Consider the following 2,597-nt stretch of genomic DNA (forward strand, 5'->3'; position numbering starts at 1 on the left):
CTTGCTTTTGCTTTTCCGAGTGAGCCTGCTCGCCAAGGCGACCTGCTGGTCAACCTATTTCCATCGAATTCACGCGATTCACCTGTAGGAGCTGCCGAAGGCTGCGATCTTTTGATCTTGCTTTTGCTTTTCCGTGGGAGCGAGCCTGCTCGCGAAGACGTCTGCTAGATCACCTTCTACAACGGTAAATACCGACTCAACAGTGCCCGCAACGCTGCCGGCTTCACCGGTTTGGCCAGGTAATCCAGGCCCGCCGCATGCACTTGCGCTACGGTCTCCGGGCGTCCATCCGCGCTGATTACCACGCCGGGTACCGGCTCGCCCAGGCGCGTGCGCAACCACGCCATCAGCTCTGTGCCGGTGTCGCCGTGGTCGAGGTGATAGTCGACCAGCGCCAGTTGTGGCCGCACACCTTCTTTCAATATCGCTGCGCATTCTTCGCGATTGCGCGCCGTCCACACTTGGCAGCCCCAGCGGCTCAGCAGGCTGTTCATGCCGATCAGGATGCTGTCTTCGTTATCGATGCACAGTACCTGCGCGCCGCTGAGCAGTTTTCCGTTCAGTTCCACCGTGGCGCTAACTGGAGGCGTTTGTGTGCGGGCGATGGGCACCGTCACGCTGAACACACTGCCGCGCCCCGGCCAGGAGCGAACGCGCAGGGTGTGCCCGAGCACGCGGCATAAGCCATCGGCGATCGCCAGGCCCAGGCCCAGGCCTTTTTCGGCGCGGGTCTGGTGGCTGTCGAGGCGTTTGAATTCTTCGAAAATCACCTGCTGCTTGTCTTCCGGAATACCCGGGCCGCGATCCCAGACTTCCAGACACAGCTCGCCACCGCGCCGACGCACGCCCAGCAGCACCGGGCCTTTGGCGTATCGGAACGCGTTGGTGAGGAAGTTTTGCAGAATCCGCCGCAGCAGTTTGATGTCGCTGTCGATGCGCAATTGACTGCCACGCACCCGGAACGTGAGCTTTTGCTCTTGAGCCAGCGCCTTGAATTCTGCGCCGAGGGTGTCGAACAGTTCGTTGACGGCGAAGGCTTTGCGATCCGGGTTGATCTTGCCGTTTTCCAGGCGCGAGATGTCCAGCAGATCGCTGATCAGGTCTTCCGCCGAACGCAGCGAGCTGTCGAGGTGTTGCACCAGCTGCTGCGCCTCCGGGCTCAAGCCTTCGTTTTGGTGGGAGAGGGCGGCGGAGAACAGTCGCGCGGCGTTCAGCGGTTGCATCAAGTCGTGGCTGACGGCGGCGAGGAAGCGGGTTTTCGACTGGTTGGCCGCCTCGGCATTGCCCTTGGCTTCGGTGAGCGCGACGTTGAGTTGCGACAGTTCCTGGGTGCGCTCGCTGACCCGTTGCTCGAGCCCTTCGTTCGCCTCGGTCAGCGCCTGTTCGGCTTCGCGGAACGCGGTAATGTCGGTGAAGCTCATGACAAATCCGCCGCCGGGCATCGGGTTGCCGATCAGCTCGATCACCCGGCCATTGGGGAACAGCCGTTCGGAAGTGTGCGCGCGGCCCTGACGCATCCAGTGCAAGCGTCGCGCGACGTGCACTTCCGCTTCGCCGGGGCCGCACAAGCCGCGTTCGGCGTTGTAGCGAATGATGTCGGCGATTGGCCGGCCGACGCTGATCAGGCCGTCGGGGTAGTTGAACAGCTCCAGATAACGCCGGTTCCACGCCACCAGTTTCAACGACTGGTCGACCACGCTGATGCCCTGGGTGATGTTCTCGATCGCGCCTTGCAGCAGCGCGCGGTTGAATTGCAGCACTTCCGAGGCTTCGTCAGCGATTCGGACTACGTCCTCCAACTGCATTTCCCGACCTTCGATGGCGGCTTTTACTACAGCACGCGTCGAAGAGGCGCCAAGGACACCGGCGAGCAAGCGTTCGGTGTGGGCGATCCATTCGCTGTCGGCGTTCTGGTTGGGGTTGAAGCCCTTGCCCTGGCGGTAGGCGAAGCGAATGAAGCTCTGCCGCGCGCGTTCTTCGCCGACAAAACGCGCCGCCAGTTGCAGCAAATCGTCGATCTGCACCGCCAGCATCGAACGGGCATTCGGGCGCGCACTGATTTCCTGGCCGATGAAACGCCCGGCCTGCCAGTGCTCGGAAACCCGCGTGCGCGACAGCACCGAGACCCAGGCGAAGAGGGTGAAGTTACCCGCCAGCGACAGCACCACGCCTTGAGTCAGCGGGGTGATCGGCAGGTTCAGTGGATTGCTGTGCAGCCACGCCAGGCCGGGGAAGCTCGCCAGTGACCAGCCGAGACTGTGCGCGGCAATCGGCAGTACCAGCGTGTAGAACCAGAGGAACGTGCCGGTGGCGAGGCCGGCGAACACGCCCCGGCGGTTGGCCTGTTTCCAGTACAGCGCGCCGAGCATCGCCGGCGCCAGCTGCGTCACCGCGGCGAAGGCGATCTGGCCGATGGTCGCCAGGCTCGCGGTCGAGCCAAGCAAGCGATAACTGACGTAGGCCAGCAGCAGAATCACCACGATGCTCACGCGGCGCACCGAGAGCATCCACTGGCGGAACACCTCGAACGGGCGCTCGGCATTGTTGCGCCGCAACAGCCACGGCAACAGCATGTCGTTGGAAACCATGGTCGACAG

At 63.1% G+C, this 2,597-nt stretch carries 1 protein-coding gene; it reads right to left on the minus strand.

From position 1 onward, the window contains the following. Positions 1 to 176 precede the first annotated feature (176 nt). On the minus strand, positions 177 to 2,597 hold a 2,421-nt coding region (locus D6877_RS20080), incomplete at its 5' end, for a PAS domain-containing hybrid sensor histidine kinase/response regulator (protein ID WP_130911883.1).

This window comes from Pseudomonas sp. Sample_9 (assembly GCF_004307535.1).
Lineage (GTDB): Bacteria > Pseudomonadota > Gammaproteobacteria > Pseudomonadales > Pseudomonadaceae > Aquipseudomonas > Aquipseudomonas mercuritolerans.